At 62.5% G+C, this 15,965-nt stretch carries 11 protein-coding genes and 1 riboswitch; of the genes, 3 read left to right on the top strand and 8 right to left on the bottom strand.

The window, feature by feature from the left end; translation table 11 throughout:
• Window positions 1-66: 66 nt before the first annotated feature.
• Window positions 67-2,133, bottom strand: coding sequence for a S9 family peptidase (locus LNV07_RS07995; protein ID WP_263570657.1), 2,067 nt, complete (start codon window positions 2,131-2,133; stop codon window positions 67-69).
• Window positions 2,134-2,175: 42 nt separating this feature from the next.
• The gene (locus tag LNV07_RS07990; protein ID WP_263570656.1) at window positions 2,176-4,914 is read right to left on the bottom strand and encodes a TonB-dependent receptor plug domain-containing protein; all 2,739 of its coding nucleotides are present in this window, start codon (window positions 4,912-4,914) and stop codon (window positions 2,176-2,178) included.
• Window positions 4,915-5,046: 132 nt separating this feature from the next.
• Between LNV07_RS07990 and LNV07_RS07985 the strand changes: the two genes are divergently transcribed.
• Window positions 5,047-6,000, top strand: coding sequence for a LysR family transcriptional regulator (locus tag LNV07_RS07985; protein ID WP_263570655.1), 954 nt, complete (start codon window positions 5,047-5,049; stop codon window positions 5,998-6,000).
• Here LNV07_RS07985 and gshA read toward each other — a convergent pair.
• Complete coding sequence (gshA, locus tag LNV07_RS07980) at window positions 5,991-7,265, bottom strand: glutamate--cysteine ligase (RefSeq protein ID WP_263570654.1); 1,275 nt, start codon at window positions 7,263-7,265, stop codon at window positions 5,991-5,993. The genes LNV07_RS07985 and gshA overlap by 10 nt on opposite strands.
• A gap of 126 nt (window positions 7,266-7,391) precedes the next feature.
• Here gshA and LNV07_RS07975 point away from each other — a divergent pair, with 126 nt between their 5' ends.
• Complete coding sequence (locus LNV07_RS07975; protein WP_263570653.1) at window positions 7,392-7,796, top strand: response regulator transcription factor; 405 nt, start codon at window positions 7,392-7,394, stop codon at window positions 7,794-7,796.
• 71 nt (window positions 7,797-7,867) lie between these two features.
• Here the strand turns inward: LNV07_RS07975 and amt are convergent, their stop codons facing one another.
• Genes amt through LNV07_RS07960 form a run of 3 tightly spaced genes read right to left on the bottom strand, consistent with a single transcriptional unit; the run spans window position 7,868 to window position 10,520 of the window.
• A complete protein-coding gene (amt, locus tag LNV07_RS07970) occupies window positions 7,868-9,394 on the bottom strand; it encodes an ammonium transporter (RefSeq protein WP_263570652.1) in 1,527 nt (508 codons plus the stop codon).
• Between the two features lie 25 nt (window positions 9,395-9,419).
• Window positions 9,420-9,758, bottom strand: a complete 339-nt coding sequence (gene glnK / locus LNV07_RS07965; RefSeq protein WP_263570651.1) for a P-II family nitrogen regulator — start codon at window positions 9,756-9,758, stop codon at window positions 9,420-9,422.
• A gap of 36 nt (window positions 9,759-9,794) precedes the next feature.
• Entirely contained in the window at window positions 9,795-10,520 is a 726-nt protein-coding gene (locus tag LNV07_RS07960) for a TorF family putative porin (protein ID WP_263570650.1), read from the bottom strand.
• A gap of 268 nt (window positions 10,521-10,788) precedes the next feature.
• Here LNV07_RS07960 and LNV07_RS07955 point away from each other — a divergent pair, with 268 nt between their 5' ends.
• Window positions 10,789-12,300, top strand: coding sequence for a YifB family Mg chelatase-like AAA ATPase (locus LNV07_RS07955; RefSeq protein ID WP_263570649.1), 1,512 nt, complete (start codon window positions 10,789-10,791; stop codon window positions 12,298-12,300).
• A gap of 7 nt (window positions 12,301-12,307) precedes the next feature.
• Here LNV07_RS07955 and LNV07_RS07950 read toward each other — a convergent pair whose 3' ends face one another.
• Window positions 12,308-12,931, bottom strand: coding sequence for a glycine zipper 2TM domain-containing protein (locus LNV07_RS07950; protein ID WP_263570648.1), 624 nt, complete (start codon window positions 12,929-12,931; stop codon window positions 12,308-12,310).
• Window positions 12,932-13,040: 109 nt separating this feature from the next.
• Entirely contained in the window at window positions 13,041-15,788 is a 2,748-nt protein-coding gene (metH, locus tag LNV07_RS07945; protein ID WP_263570647.1) for a methionine synthase, read from the bottom strand.
• A 53-nt stretch (window positions 15,789-15,841) separates the two neighbouring features.
• Window positions 15,842-15,949: riboswitch (S-adenosyl-L-homocysteine riboswitch) on the bottom strand.
• Between the last annotated feature and the right edge of the window lie 16 nt (window positions 15,950-15,965).

The raw sequence follows: 15,965 nt of genomic DNA, 5'->3' as shown, positions 1-15,965 counted from the left end.
GTGTTGCAGCGCGCTTTGCGCCGCCTAGCCAAAAGCGCTATTCTGCGCTCACTTTGCTGCACCGCATCAAAGCGATTGGGTTGTGGCGCCAGCAAGCTCGCCTTCTGAGGGTGGCGCCGGCTTGGCCGACCGCTCGTCCACGGCCTCGGCTTTGGCCCCGATCAGCCGGCTCACAAACTCCACCGTGGCCTGAAATAGATAGTCGCGATTGTCGACATTGGTAAAGCTATGGCCCTCATCCTCGGCGGTCAAGAACCACACCGGCGTGCCGCCGGCCCGCACTGCGGCCACCATCTGCTGCGCCTCGGCATAGGGTACGCGGGGGTCATTGCGGCCATGAACAATGAAGAGCGGCTTTTTCACCTTGGCCGCATGGTTCAAGGGCGATATTTGCTGCAAGAACTCACGCATCTTCGGATCGCGCTCGTCGCCATATTCGCCGCGGCGGTTGTCGCGCCGATAGCTTTCGGTGTTTTCCAGAAAGCTGGCGAAATTGGCAATCCCGACCCGGCAGATATTGCCGGCAATGCGTTTGGACTCGCGCACGGCCACCGCCAGGGACATATAGCCCCCATAGCTGCCGCCGGCCACGACCACGCGAGCGGCATCCATATCGGCGCGGCTGGCGACCACATCCAGCAAGGCGCTGATGTCTTTGACCGAATCCTCGCGCCGCCGGCCATTGTCCAGACTGAGGAATTTCTTTCCAAAACCGTCCGAGCCCCGCACATTGGGCAGGATCACATGCATGCCCATCACTTCGACCAGATGGCGCAACGTGGCATTCAAATAACCGGGACGGGACTGCGAGGAAGGCCCGCCATGGATGCTGATGTAGACCGGCCGCGGCCCCTTGAAGCGGGCCGGCGGCGCGATGTGCAGGCCGCTGATCGTCAGGCCGTCAAAGCTGGTCCAGCGCAAGCTGCCGTAGTCGATACGGTCGCCAGCCTCGCCAGCTTGAAGCGTGGCGTCCGCGCCGGTCCAAGCGCGCAACTCGCCATTGCTCAAGTCGTAGACCTGAACCCGACCGGGGCTCTGCGCCGAAATATGGTCAAAGGCCAGCAAAGGCAGCCGGTGATGCCAGCGTGGGTTTTGCACCAGTCCCGCCGGCAGACTCTCGCCAATGCGGATCGGTGCGCCCGCAGTGGGCGTGTAAAGGCGCAGCACAGACACGCCATCCTCGTTATGAATCAGGGCAAAGGGCCTGTCACTGCCGGCCGGCGGTACGCCCAGCGCCTCCAGGTCGGCCTTCAACTCGGGCAACTGCGCGCTGCGGTGGCCGCTTGCCAGGCCCAGCGACACGAGTTGCCGAAAATCGCCTTGCAGCACTCGGCGCCCCCACAGCAATTCTTCATCTTCAAACTCGGCATCGGCCGCCGCCACCGCGTTGCCCAGCGGGCGCCCCGCCTCGCCGTTCAGTCCGAAAACCAGCGTTTGCGACTTACCGGCCAAAGTGTGCGTTAGCACCACGGCGCCGGACGGTGCCACACGCAGATCGGTATAGCGCCCACCCAGGGTCTCGCCGAGTTGGCGGGCGCTGTCGGGCTTCAGCGGGTCCACCCACATCAAACGACTGCGAGACTGCCGGCTGCCGCCCTGTTGCCCCGCTTCGGCCTGCCGATCCAATCGGTCCAACACATAGACAAGACCCGATCCTTTGGGCAGGAAGGTAAATTCACTAACGCGCCCGTCGACCGGGGTCAATGCCTGCGCCTCGGCCATCGCAGCGCCTTCCTGCTGCGCTTGCAAACGAAACAGGCGATAGGCTTCGTCGCCGCCATGGTCACGACTGAACACCAGATACTCGCCCTGGCTGGGCTCCCAGCGCGCCGTCTCGACCTTGTCGCGGCCGGCGGTCAGAGGCCGGGGTTTGGCGCCCGGCTTGGCCAGGCTGTGCAACTGCATGCTGCCGCCGGCCGTGGCCAGCACCAGCATTTCTGGCCGCATCGGGTGCCAGTCGACAAAGCGGACGGCGTTTGGAGCCTTGCGCTCGCTCGAGCCGACCCACTCGAAGCTCGGAATGCCGTCGGCCACCAAACTGGCCGGCGGCACGGCGGGCTTGGCCTGCACCGCCGGCAGGCTTACACAGGCCAGCAACACCAGCCAAGCAAAAGAACACAAAGTAGGTCGCATGAGGGAACTCAGGGGAACTGCAAAAAGTAGTCGCTTGACGCGTCAGAACTCGTAACTGGCGCTCACCGACAGGTAGCGCCCATATGGGTTGGCATAGCTGCTGTCGAATCCAGTATCGCCTTCGGTCGGGTCAAACGGCGGTTTGGCGCCGCTCAGATTGCGCAAGACCGCGCTGAGTTTCAGTCCCTTGATACCTTTGTAGACCACGGCCACATCGGCCGTTACCCAAGCAGCCATGGTGCACAAGTCCTCGCGCTTGGCTTCCGTCAACTCGGCCTGGCAAGTTGCGCTGCTGGCGCTGTAGCTGCGGAAGCTGCCGGCATGGTTACCGGTCAAGGTGGTCGACCAAGGCCCCTGATCCCATTCCAAACTCAGCCGATTTTTGGACCGCGGCACACCGTAAAAGCCCAGGGTCTCCAGCACCGGCTGGCCCGTTTCGGTCTGGCGTTTACGCGTCAACATCCGCATGCCACTGAACTTGAGCTTGAAGCCATGGCCCTCGCCCATCTTCCAGCGATAGCTGCTTTCGTAGTCGATACCGCCGGTCTTGGAGGTCGACAAATTGCGGAACTTGCGCAACACCTGACTGATTTGGCCCGGCTTCCCCGGCACGTCACTGCTCAGGCGGACCACCGAATCTGGAAACTCGGCTTCACGGTCGATCACTTGCTGTGCGGTCAAGCGATCAACTTCGCCCTTGCGATCAAAGAACCAGCCATCCACCACCAGTTCCGCGCCCTTGACCGGCTCGAACAGCAAACCCAGGGTGTAAGCACTGGATTTCTCCGCTTGCAGTTCGGGATTCGATTGATTGACACTGGAAATGCGGCGCGCGCAGTCATCATTGGTGGTGCTGGAAACCGGGCAGAGCTTTTTGTCCTGCACGGTTGAAAAGGCGAACACTGCCGACTTGGCAATCTGCGACAGCGACGGCGCGCGAAACCCGGTGGAATAGGTGCCACGCACGGCCAGGCTGTCGATGAACTTGAACTTGGCTCCCAGCTTGCCCGTGACCGCCGAGCCGAAGTCCGAGTAATGCTCGGCCCGCAGGGCCACTTGAGTCTCAAGCTTCTTGATGAAGGGCAATTGCAGCTCAGCGAAGGCGGCGCTGACGGTGCGACTGCCGGTCGCCTCGCCAATGCCACGCCCGATGATGTCGCCCTGCGCCATCAAGGGATCGGCCACGACCGAGAAGGACTCGCGCCGCAACTCACCGCCCAGACCCAGCATCATGACGCCGCCGGCCAGTTCGCCAAGCTCACGCGTGCCCTTGGCATCGACACTGCTGGTCTTGCTTTCACCTTGGTCTTCGGTGTGGCGGGCTATCCCGGCAATCGCTTCCGCGGAATTGATCCCGCCAAAACGGTAGCTGCTGGTTTCCAGCGCCTTGGTCAAGCCCGCCAGACTCAGGCGGCCTTCGCCTATCCTGGTGTTTTTCTGAATATGGTGCAACAAACCCGCATCCAGATCCCAGGCGCCGACGGTGCTGCTGGCACTCAACACCATGCGCAGGTTGTCGGCCACGCTCTGGCTGCTGGCGGGGATGTCGGCAAAGCGGTAACGCAAGCCCAGCACGGTTGGTTTGGTGAATGTATAGGTATTGCTGCCGACCTTCATCACCACCGGTTTGGCGACCGTCGCCAGGCGCGTCGGATTGTCCAGATGCGCACCCGGTAATGCCAGGCCATTGAACAGCTTGGGCTTGCCCTGCGCGTCGCCCCACTGTGTCAGCGCCTCGGTGCGCGAGGGCGGCGCATCGGAAAAGCGGCTGTCGACCCGCGATGCCAAAATCTCGCCAAAGAGGGTCGTGTCCTTGCTGAGAGCCAGCGAGCCGCGCAGGAAGGCAGCGGTCCGCAATTGATCGCCGGTGTATTGGATGCCGGCCGCGTCTGGGTTGAATTTGCACTGCAGGGCGGCATTGGTGCTGGAAGTTGGCACCTGGTTCTCGGCCGCACAGCCTGGCATCATGGCGCGGAAACTGCCCGACTTGCCAGCGTTGTAGGTGTAGAGATTGCCGGGGTAGGCGCTGGTACTGTCGATCGCCAGACGGCCAAACAAGGGCCCAAACAAATCTTGCTGAACCAGCCCGGGGTTCTCGGCAATCATGACGCCATCGCGTTTGTAGACGTCAACGCCACCGAACAGGTTGTAGCCCTCAGTGGCCAGATTGCCCAGACCCAACATGGCACTGGCGGTGCTGGTTTTGAACAATCCGTCGCTCGGCCGTTGCTGGGCATTCAGGGCCAGCAACGCACCTTGGTAGTCATTGCGCAAAATGATATTGACCACGCCGGCCATGGCGTCGGAGCCGTACAGCGAGGAGGCGCCGTCCTTGAGGATTTCAATCCGCTCAATCGCCGACAGCGGAATCGAATTGATGTTGAACACGGTGGATTGCCCCGTGTTCGGGTCGACCACGGCGGCTGGCGCCAAGCGACGCCCGTTGATCAGCGTCAAAGTGGCGGCGGAGCCCATGCCGCGCAGGCTGATGGAGGCGGTTCCGCTGGCAAAGCCATTGCCGCTGTCCATGTCATTGAGGCCACCGGTACCGGTGGCCGCATCCATACGCAGCAACTCATCCAACGAGGTCGCACCGCTGCGCTCGATCGCCTGCCGGCTGATCACGCTGACCGGGGCCGGCGTTTCTTTATCCAGCCGCTTGATCATCGATCCCGTGACCTCAACGCGATCCAGCTTGGCCGAATGGGCATTGTCTTGGCCGTGGGCAAGCCCACAAAGAGTGATGACCGCCAAGGCGATTAGGTGGTGACGCTGTTGCACAAGTTTCTCCAAACTTCCACTGAGGGGGTTGATACGCCCGGCTGCCGGGTGGGCTGGCCGCAAAGAACGCCACGGTAGGTGCTTGCATCAAACCGCTCATGACGAATGGTTTGCTACTATTTCCGGATGGTTATGTCAGACACGAATCCCTTAACACCCGACGAGGCCGAGGGCTTTGTGGGCCGGCGCCTGAGCCTTCGGCATTTGCGCGTGGTGCAGGCGATCGCCACTGCGGGCAGCCTCAGTGAAGCGGCCGATTTGCTGCATGTGACACAACCCGCCGTCAGCAAGACCCTGGCCGAGATTGAAAGAGGCCTAGGACAAACCCTGTTCCAGCGTCGCGGACGCAGCTTGCGCGCCACAGTGCTGGGTCAACGCATGGTGACCTTGGCCGCAAAACTGGAGGCCGACATGCTGCGCGGTGCCGGCGATGTGGCGTCCATCCTGCGAGGCGCTTCGGGCGAATTGCTGATCGGCGCGACCAACTCGGCCTTGGCCCTGGTGTTACCGAACGCGATGATGGCGATGAAGCAGGCCTACCCCAATGTCACGCTGAGCGTGCGCACCCATGCCTTGACGGGGCTGGTGACCGAGTTGCGCGAGGGCCGTCTGGACCTGGTGATTGCGCGCATGCCCGAACATGAAATGCCGCAGGACCTGGATGCGCACCGTTTGCTGGAGCAGCGCGAGGTGTTGGCCATCAGCTCGGTCCACCCCTTGGCCAAGGCAGGCAGACAGCTGGGCTGGGACACGCTCAACAGCCAAGCCTGGATCTGGCCACTGCCCGGCACGCGCTCACGCGCCCTGCAAGACCGCCTCTGGCAAAGCATGCAGCTGGAGCTGCCGACCAATCTGATCGAAACCGGTGACATCACACTGACGCTCAGCATGATGAAGCGCATGCCACTGCTGGCCTTGCTGCCTTTGCATGTGGCAAGGGTCGCGGCCCAGAACGGCTTGCTGGTGATCTTGCCGCTCGACATCAACCTGGGTCTGGCCGACCTGACCCTCTGGCATCTGCGCGAGCCGCAGAGCGAGGTAGTGAGCCGATTTATTGAATTGCTGCGAACCGCCGCTCAGGCATAAACCTCGGCCTCGGGGTCGGTTACTTCCAGCTCATAGCTGGCGGCCACCGAACCAAGCCTTGCGATCACACCGTACATGTAAAAACGGTTCGGGCCACTGGAACCGGGTTTTTCACCCAGGCGCGGCAGTTGGGATGCCTGCGAAAACGCCAAAGGCACATAACTGGCGCCGGGCGCGTTGAGGTTCTCGTCGACGCCGCGGTCGGCATGCACGCGGTAGAAGCCACCCACAACATAACGGTCCATCATATAGACCACGGGCTCGGCCACCGCATCATTGACCCGCTCATGGGTCACCACCCCCTCCTGCACGATCAGCCGGGTCAGTGCTTCGGCGTCTTGAGTACCGCTCATTCTCCCCGTCAGCTCCTTGGCGTCACGCACCATGATCAGCCCTGCGCCATGCGTACCCGCATCGGGCTTGATGACCACAAAGGGCTTTTCCTGGATGCCGTATTCCTTGTATTTGCGCCGCGTCTTGCTCAACACCGAATCGACCTGCGTTTGCAGCGCCTCCAGCCCCGCTCCGGCGCTCAGATCATGGCCCGACACCGCGACCGTCAGCGGATTGATCAACCAATGATCCATGCCCAGCAGTTTGGAGAACTTCTTCGCCACCTCTTCATAGGCCTTGAAATGCTGACTCTTGCGCCGCATGGTCCAGCCCGCATGCAAGGGCGGCAGCAGGTATTGCTCATGCAGATGCTCGAGCACGCGCGGCACGCCGGCCGACAGGTCGTTATTGAGCAGCACGGTGCAGGGGTCGAAATCTTTCAGGCCCAGGCGACCCCGGTTGCGCACCAGCGGCTCAAGGACGAGCGTGTTGCCATCGGCCAGATTCAAGCTGGTCGGCTCGGTGATGCTGGGATCAAGCGAGCCCAGCCGCACGTTCAGTCCGGCCTGCGTGAAAATGCGTTTGAGCGTCGCCACATTGCTCAGGTAAAAGCTGTTGCCGATATTGCTCTCGGGGATCAGCAATAAATTCTTGGCCTCGGGGCAGATCTTCTCGATCGAGGCCATCGCCGCCTGCACCGACAGCGGCAGCATGTCCTGGGTCAGATTATTGAATCCGGTGGGGAACAGATTGGTGTCCACCGGCGCCAGCTTGAAGCCGGCGTTGCGCAGGTCGACCGAACTGTAGAAGGGCGGCGTGTGCTCCATCCATTCAAGCCTGAACCAGCGCTCGATGGCGGGCATGGATTCCAGCACGCGCTGCTCCAACTCATTGATCGGGCCGGTCAGTGCGGTAATGAGGTGGGGAACCATGTTTTGGTGCTCGGAGCTGGGTTGGTTGACTGATTCTAGAGACAAGTTCACATGGGGCCGTAGTTCGAAATGCCAAGCCCGGAAGAACAGGAATATGCTTAGGTCGTCGCTAACAAGGTCGCTCACGTGAAGTCAAAAATTCTTGTCGTTGAAGATCATGCCGATATTCGTCGCCTGGTTCGTTGGGCTCTGGAGGACAGCGGCCACACGCTGTACGAAGCGCCCAATGGCGCGCTGGGGCTGGAATTGGCCCGCACCGTGCATCCGGACCTGGTGTTTTTAGACGTGATGATGCCGGGTGACCTGGACGGCATCGAGGTCTGCACGCAGATCCGCAAGGATCCGGCCCTCGCTCACACCTTGATCGTGATGCTGACCGCCGATGCGGCCCAGCAAACCAAGGCCAAGTCACTGGCCGCCGGCGCCAACTTCTTTTTGCCCAAACCCTTCAGCCCGGCCAAGCTGCTGGAGCTGACCGAGGTTTTGCTGAAGGCCAGGCCCCCATCACCCTCGCCTATCGAGCGCGAATAAAAATGGCTGCCATTGGGCAGCCATTTTTCTGGGCAGCGAGACCCTAAAACGGCCTCGCCTGAAGCTTCTTCTTACTTATGGTACGCCGTCTCGCCATGCGAGCTGATGTCCAGGCCTTCGCGCTCTTCTTCTTCCGTCACGCGCAGACCAATCACCAGATCCACAAGTTTGTAGGCCAGCAGCGACACCACCGCCGACCAAATAACGGTCAGGCCGACCGCCTTGGCCTGAATCCAGACCTGCGATGCGATCGAATAGGCCTCTTGCGTCACCATCGAGACCGTCACCCAGTCGCCCACCAGGCTCGGGCCACCCAAGGCGGGTGAATTGAAGACGCCGGTCAGCAGGGCGCCGACGATGCCGCCAACCCCGTGCACACCGAACACATCGAGGGAGTCATCCACGCCGAGCAGCTTCTTCAGCCCCGTCACGCCCCACAGGCAGGCAAAGCCGCCGATGAAGCCGATCACCAAAGCGCCACCGATACCGACATTGCCGGCCGCCGGCGTGACCGCCACCAAACCCGCTACCGCACCGGAAGCCGCACCCAGCATCGAGGCCTTGCCCTTCAGCAGCGCCTCACCCAAGGACCAGGCCAGGACCGCAGCGGCGGCCGCCACCAAGGTATTGATAAAGGCCAAAGCGGCGAAACCATTCGCTTCCAAGGCGGAGCCGGCGTTGAAGCCGAACCAACCCACCCAGAGCAGCGCCGCACCGACCATGGTCAGCGTCAGGCTGTGCGGGGTGAAGGCTTCCTTGCCGTAACCGACGCGCTTGCCGATCATGTAGGCACCGACCAAACCGGCCACCGCCGCGTTGATGTGCACGACGGTGCCGCCGGCAAAGTCCAGCGCGCCCATCTGCCAGAGGTAACCGGCCTTGGCGTTCATCTCATCGACCACCGCAGCGGCGGTGTAGGCGTCCGGGCCCATCCAGAACCAGACCATATGCGCGACCGGCAGGTAGCTGAAGGTGAACCACAGGGCCAGGAACATCAGCGCGGCCGAGAACTTGATGCGCTCCGCAAAGGCACCAATGATCAAGCAGGCGGTGATGCCGGCAAAAGTAGCCTGGAAGGCGGCGAAGACGATCTCGGGAATGACCACGCCCTTGCTGAATGTAGCCGCATTGGCGAAGGTGCCGGCCGCGTTGTCCCAGATGCCCTTCATGAACAGGCGGTCGGTGCCGCCGATGAATGCATTGCCTTCGGTGAATGCAAAGCTGTAGCCGTACAGCACCCACAGCACGACGATCATCGAGAACGCGACCATCACCTGCATCAGCACCGACAACATGTTCTTGCTGCGCACCAGGCCGCCGTAGAACAAGGCCAGACCTGGCACCGTCATCATGATGACCAAGAGCGTGGACAGCAGCATCCAGCCGGTGTCGCCCTTGTTGGGGACGAGGGCCGGCGCAACGGCCGAAGCGGCTTCAGCAGCAAGAGCCGCAGCGGCTGCAGCCGCCGGTGCCGCGTCGGACGCAGGCGCCATCACGGCGCTGGCCGTAGCGGCCGGGGCCGCCGCATCTTGTTGAGCCCAGGCGGCGGGTGCGAACACCGCAGCGGCCAGAGCCAGGCAAGCGAAAAGTTTTTTCATGTCATGTTCTCCGCAGGAATTAGCGTCAAAGAGCTTCGTTGCCGGTCTCACCGGTGCGAATGCGCACCACCTGATCAAGCGGCGAGACAAAAATCTTGCCGTCACCGATCTTGCCGGTTCGCGCGGCGGCCTCGATGGCTTCGATCACCTGCTCGACCACGGCGTCATCGACGGCGGCTTCGATCTTGACCTTGGGCAAAAAGTCCACCACATATTCGGCGCCACGGTAGAGCTCGGTATGGCCTTTCTGGCGGCCGAAGCCCTTCACCTCGGTGACGGTCAGGCCCTGCACGCCGATGGCGCTGAGCGCTTCGCGGACTTCATCCAGCTTGAAGGGCTTGATGATGGCTGTGATCAATTTCATGATGTCTATCTCCGATTTCTATTGGTTTGAGCGTGATCAGAAAGTCTTCTTCACCGACACGACCAGGCCGTCTTTGCCCAGATTTTTCAAGGACGGGCCACCCACATAGGCATCCGTGTTGGTGCCCACATAGGCCGCGCCGAAGGTGAAGCCGGCGTAGTCCTTGTTCAGCGTCAGCGAGTAGTCGGTGTAGCTGCCGGCGCTGTTGTGTTTGACCTTTTGGTAGCCAACATGCGGCGCCAGGGTGAAGCCGCCGCCCACATCGAAGCTGGCCGACACATCGAGGTAGCCGCTACCCTTGCTGTCCGCAGTGCCAAACAAATTGGTCAGGCTGTGCGAATATTTGGCCGTCACCGGGCCGAAACTCAAGGCGCCATAGATCTCGGTCGTATCGGCCTTGGGGTGCAAATCATTGCTTGGGTAGATATAGGTCAGCGCACCGACATCCAGGGTCAGGCCACTGGCGATCTCGGCCTTGTAGCCGCCGTAAACATCGATTTCCACATTGGCGCCACCGTTATAGGGCGCGTCCTTGATCCATTTGATGGTCGAGGCCCAAGTCCCCAGATAGAAGCCGTTGGCAGCCGGATAGTCGGCGCCGCCTTGCAGAGCCGGGTTCAAGCGCGACTGCGACAGGCCACGGTAGCGGTAGTCCGAAGTCAGGCTGACATTGAAAGACAGGGGACTGGCGGCTTCCTGCGCCAAGGCCATGGTGGAGCCCAATGTCAGCGTGACAGCAAGCGCAGCAAAAATCGACTTCATGGCTGGTTTCCTAATGTGTGAAATAGAAGAGGGTTGAACGAGCAAGGACGATCAAGGGGATCTACTCACCCTCCGCAGCTTTCGTGCCAAGTTGATTTCGCCAGATCGCAGCCGCGCCACCGCGTATTTGCACCAAGATGGATCGATCCGAGCCGCGCTCCGTGCCGGTGCACGCACCGATACAGGGCATTGCACCAATCCACCCCGAGGCCGTGCACAATCGGCGCACAGGTCCCGCCAAATGCGGGCCCGGCAGAGCCAATCACCTATGTCACTCGCGATCGTTCACAGCCGCGCCCTGGATGGTTTGAACGCATCGGCCGTCAGTGTTGAAGTGCATCTGGCCAATGGACTGCCATCGTTCACACTGGTTGGCCTCGCCGAGACCGAGGTCAAGGAATCCCGCGAGCGCGTGAGGGCGGCGCTGCAGAACAGCGGCCTGAGCTTCCCCCATAACAAGCGCATCATCGTCAACCTGGCACCGGCCGAGTTACCCAAGGAGGGCGGGCGCTTCGATCTGCCGATTGCACTCGGCCTGCTCGCCGCCAGCGATCAGATCGACGCGGCTCGGCTCAATGGTTTCGAATGCGCGGGCGAGTTGTCGCTGGGCGGCGAGCTGCGGCCGGTGCGCGGGGCGCTGGCGATGAGTCTGGCGCTGCGCCAGGAGCAGTCCAAGCGCAGCCTGATCCTGCCCGAGGCCAGCGCGGCCGAAGCGGCGCTGGTGGCCGGCATCGAGGTGCTGGGCGCCGCCCATTTGCTGGATTTGGTCGCGGCGCTGGTGCCGGGCAGTGATGCGCCGCTGCGCCACGCCAGCCCCTTGCCGCGCGTCAAGGCTGCGGCCCAGCCCGATCTCAGTGACATCAAAGGCCAGCTAGGGGCCAAACGGGCGCTGGAGATCGCCGCCATCGGCGAACACAGCCTCTTGATGATTGGCCCACCCGGCACCGGCAAGTCGATGCTGGCGCAGCGCCTGGCCGGTTTGCTGCCCCCAATGACGGATGAAGAAGCGCTCGAATCGGCCTCGGTCTTGAGCCTGGCGGGGCAGTTCGAGTCCTCGCGCTGGGGACAGCGCAGCCTGCGCAGCCCGCACCACAGCGCGTCCAGCGTCGCCTTGGTGGGTGGCGGCGCACCGCCGCGACCCGGGGAAATTTCCTTGGCCCTGCATGGCGTGCTGTTTCTGGACGAGTTGGCCGAATTCAATCGCGCGGCCCTGGAAGCGCTGCGCGAACCGATGGAAACCGGCCGCATCCTGATTTCGCGCGCCGCCCGGCAAGCCGAATTTCCGGCCCGCTTCCAATTGGTCGCCGCCATGAACCCCTGCCCTTGCGGTCAGCTTGGCAACCCCTTGACTTTTTGCCGCTGCAGCCCCGATCAAATAGCTCGTTACCAAGGCAGACTCAGCGGGCCTTTTCTAGACCGGATCGACATGCTGATCGAAATCCCGATGATCCGCCCCACCGAACTGGCTGCGATCGCTATTGGCGAAAGCAGCCCCGTCGTGGCCGACCGCGTTGCATTGGCCCGCGAGCGCGCGCTGGTCCGCCAAGGCTGCAGCAACGCACGCCTGGCGGCGCAAGATCTGGATCAACACATTCACGCAGAGCCCGCCGCGCAGGCATTTTTACAAAAGGCTGCCGGCCAGCTGGGCCTATCGGCGCGCGGCTATCACCGCTTGCTGCGGGTGGCACGCAGCATCGCCGATCGGGAAGACAGCGCCGCCGTCACGCAAGTTCAGATGGCCGAAGCGATTCAGCTGCGGCGCGGCCTGAGGGCAAATTGAGCTGGCCTCAGTAGCGTTCAAGTGAACCGTTATGCACCCGCACCACGGCATTCACGCGAAACTCGGGTTGATGGTCAAACTCAAAGCTGCGTTTGCCGCCGTCCGGGTAGCTCACGCGGACCGTCCAGACCTGGTGAGCGCCATGGCTTTTCTCGACCTGATTGCCGGCAAAGCCGCCGGCCGCCGCGCCGGCAACGGTCGCCAATTTCTTGCCCGTGCCGCCGCCCACTTGGTGGCCCAACAAACCGCCCAGCAGGGCCCCGCCGACAACGCCTATGCCGCTGGCCTTGCCTTCGCGCTGCTCGCTGCGAACATCCACGACGGTCGCGCATTCGGCACACAGCTTGGGCGCCTCAGCGACGGGCGCCTGGGCGTCTTGCCGAGGCAAAGGCGGCTCGACCGCTTTGGGGGCAAGCGACACTTTCTTGGCCGGCGCTGCGACTTCGGGGCTGCTGCCGGCGCCGGTATTCAACGGCTCACCCACCGGAGCTAGGGTCGCCAGCGGTGCGGCCACGACGGCAGGCTCGGCCGCAGCGGTCGGCGCCAAGATTTGGCTGCGTCCGGCCTGGAAAGCTCCGCCCAACAAGGCCAGAACCGCGACGCCACCGACGGCAATTTGCACTGATTTCATCCGAACAAAGCTCCTCAAATCCAAACTCAGGGGACAGGCTTATCCCGAGGCTGGAAGGTAGCATCTCAGAGGAGTCAAACCGCAACCAAGCGGCCAGTGTTACTTTGACTTACAGCAGCGGCGCCAACGCCCGCTCGGCCGCCTCTTTGCTCAGCTGCATACGCTCGGCCCAGCTTTGCACCTGATCCTCGCCGATGCGGCCAACGTTGAAGTAGGCAGCATCCGGGTGAGCAAAGTAAAAACCCGAGACACTGGCGGCCGGCGTCATCGCCATGCTGTCGGTCAGACCCATGCCGATTTCTTCCGGCGCCAAGGTTTTGAACAAAGCACGCTTGACCAAGTGATCGGGGCAGGCCGGATAGCCGGGTGCCGGGCGGATGCCTCGGTACTGCTCCTTGATCATCTGCTCGCTGCTCAGCGCTTCATCGGCCGCATAGCCCCAGAACTCGGTGCGCACGCGTTGGTGCAGGCGCTCGGCAAACGCCTCGGCCAGACGGTCGGCGATGGCCTTGAACATGATGGACGAATAGTCATCCAGGTCGGCGACGAACTGCGCCTCCTTCTTCTCGACGCCCAGGCCCGCCGTCACCGCGAACAGCCCGATGTAGTCGGGCACCGATCCCTTTGGCGCCACAAAGTCCGACAAGCAGCGATTCGGCCGCCTAACTCCATCCACTACCGGCCGCTCCGACTGCATGCGCAGGCCATGCCAAGTCATCAAGACCTCGCTGCGACTCTCGTCGGTGTATACCTCAATGTCGTCATCATTCACCTGCGCGGCCGGGTACAAGCCGAACACACCGCTGGCCGTCAACCAGCGCCCGGCAATCAGGCGCTGCAACATCCGCTTGCCGTCGCTGAAAACGCGCTGCGCCTCGGTACCGACGACCTCATCTTTCAGGATCGCCGGGAAGGCCCCGGCCAGATCCCAGGTCTGGAAGAACGGCGCCCAGTCGATGTACTCGGCTAGCTCGGCCAGGTCGTAATTGCGGATCACCCGGCGGCCGATGAACTTGGGCACCGGCGGCGCATAACTCGCCCAGTCCACTGCATGCTTGTTGGCCCGCGCGGCCGCCAGACTGACCATCGCCGTCTGCTTCTTGTTGGCATGCAGGTGGCGCACCTGGTCGTAGTCGGTCTTCAGTTCGGCGATGAACTTGGCGGCGCGCTCGTCGCTGAGCAGATCGCTGCAGACACCGACGCTGCGCGAGGCGTCGGGCACATAGACGACCGGCCCTTCGTAATGCGGCGAAATCTTCACCGCCGTGTGAACGCGGCTGCAAGTCGCGCCGCCAATCAGCAGCGGCGTTCCGCGCGAGCGGAAATGCTCGTCGCGCTGCATCTCGGCCGCCACATGCTGCATTTCCTCCAGGCTCGGCGTGATCAGGCCGGACAGGCCGATGATGTCGGCGCCCTCTTCCTTGGCCTTGGCCAAGATGTCCTGGCAGGCCACCATCACGCCCATATTGACGACTTCGAAGTTATTGCACTGCAAGACCACGGTGACGATGTTCTTGCCAATGTCATGCACATCGCCCTTGACCGTCGCGATGACGATCTTGCCCTTGGGTTTGGCTTCGCCGCCGGCGTCGATCAAGGCCTTTTTCTCGGCCTCGATATAGGGCAGCAGATGGGCGACCGCCGCCTTCATCACGCGCGCCGATTTGACTACCTGAGGCAAGAACATCTTGCCGGCTCCGAAGCGGTCGCCGACCACATTCATGCCGGCCATCAAGGGGCCTTCGATCACATGCAGCGGGCGCCCGCCGTCGGCCTGAATCGCCTGCCAAGCCTCCTCGGTATCGGCGGTGATGAACTCGGTGATGCCATGCACCAGCGAATGGCTGAGCCGCTCGTTGACGTCGCCGGCGCGCCAGGCCAGCCGCGCCGTGTCGTCGATCGCCATGCCCTTGGCGCGCGCGGCCACTTCGACCAAGCGCTCACCCGAATCAGGGCGGCGGTTCAAGACCACATCCTCGACCCGCTCGCGCAACTCGGCGTCGAGGTCGTCGTAGACGCCCACCATGCCGGCGTTGACGATGCCCATGTCCATACCGGCCTGGATCGCGTGATACAAAAAGACGGTGTGGATGGCCTCGCGCACCGGATCATTGCCCCGGAAGCTGAAGCTCACATTGGAGACGCCACCCGAGACCTTGGCACCGGGCAGGTTTTGCTTGATCCAGCGCGTCGCCTCGATGAAGTCGACCGCGTAGTTGTTGTGCTCCTCGATGCCGGTCGCGATGGCAAAGATATTCGGGTCGAAGATGATGTCTTCGGCCGGGAAACCGACCTCGTCCACCAGCAGCCGGTAGGCGCGCTCGCAGATTTCGATCTTGCGTGCATAGGTGTCGGCCTGGCCCTTTTCGTCAAAGGCCATCACCACGGCGGCGGCGCCATAACGCCGCACCAGCTTGGCCTGGCGCTTGAACTCGGCCTCGCCCTCCTTCATCGAGATCGAGTTGACGATGCCCTTGCCCTGAATGCACTTGAGGCCGGCCTCGATCACCGCCCATTTGCTGCTGTCGATCATGATGGGCACGCGCGCGATCTCGGGCTCGCCGGCGATCAGATTCAGGAAGCGCACCATCGCGGCCTGGCTGTCCAGCATTGCCTCATCCATATTGATGTCGATCACCTGCGCGCCGTTTTCGACCTGCTGGCGGGCGACGGCCAGAGCGTCCTCGAACTGGCCATTCAGGATCAGCCTTGCGAAAGCTTTCGAGCCGGTCACATTGGTACGCTCACCGATATTGACGAACAGCGTGCCGGCCGCAATTTGCACCGGCTCCAGGCCGGAGAGCTTCAGCGCCGGCGGCGTTGGAATGGGGGTGCTGGCGGAATTTGTAGCAGTCATGGCGGCCTCGAGGAAACATCGGGCCGCGAACTCACCGCGGCCACAAAAACATGGATCGGTGAGCGTCGTTATCAGCAGCCCAGATCGGCTTGGACTGCCTGTTCAAGCCTGGCGAGCCACCGCTTGATGCGGGTGGACTGGTCGCAACGCTCCTTGAACCGTGCGCGATTTTACAGG

The sequence above is a fragment of the Roseateles oligotrophus genome, from assembly GCF_025717515.1.
GTDB lineage: Bacteria > Pseudomonadota > Gammaproteobacteria > Burkholderiales > Burkholderiaceae_C > Paucibacter_A > Paucibacter_A oligotrophus.
The sequence above is the reverse complement of the archived record's forward strand: the minus strand, read 5'-3'. Positions and strand labels throughout refer to the sequence as shown.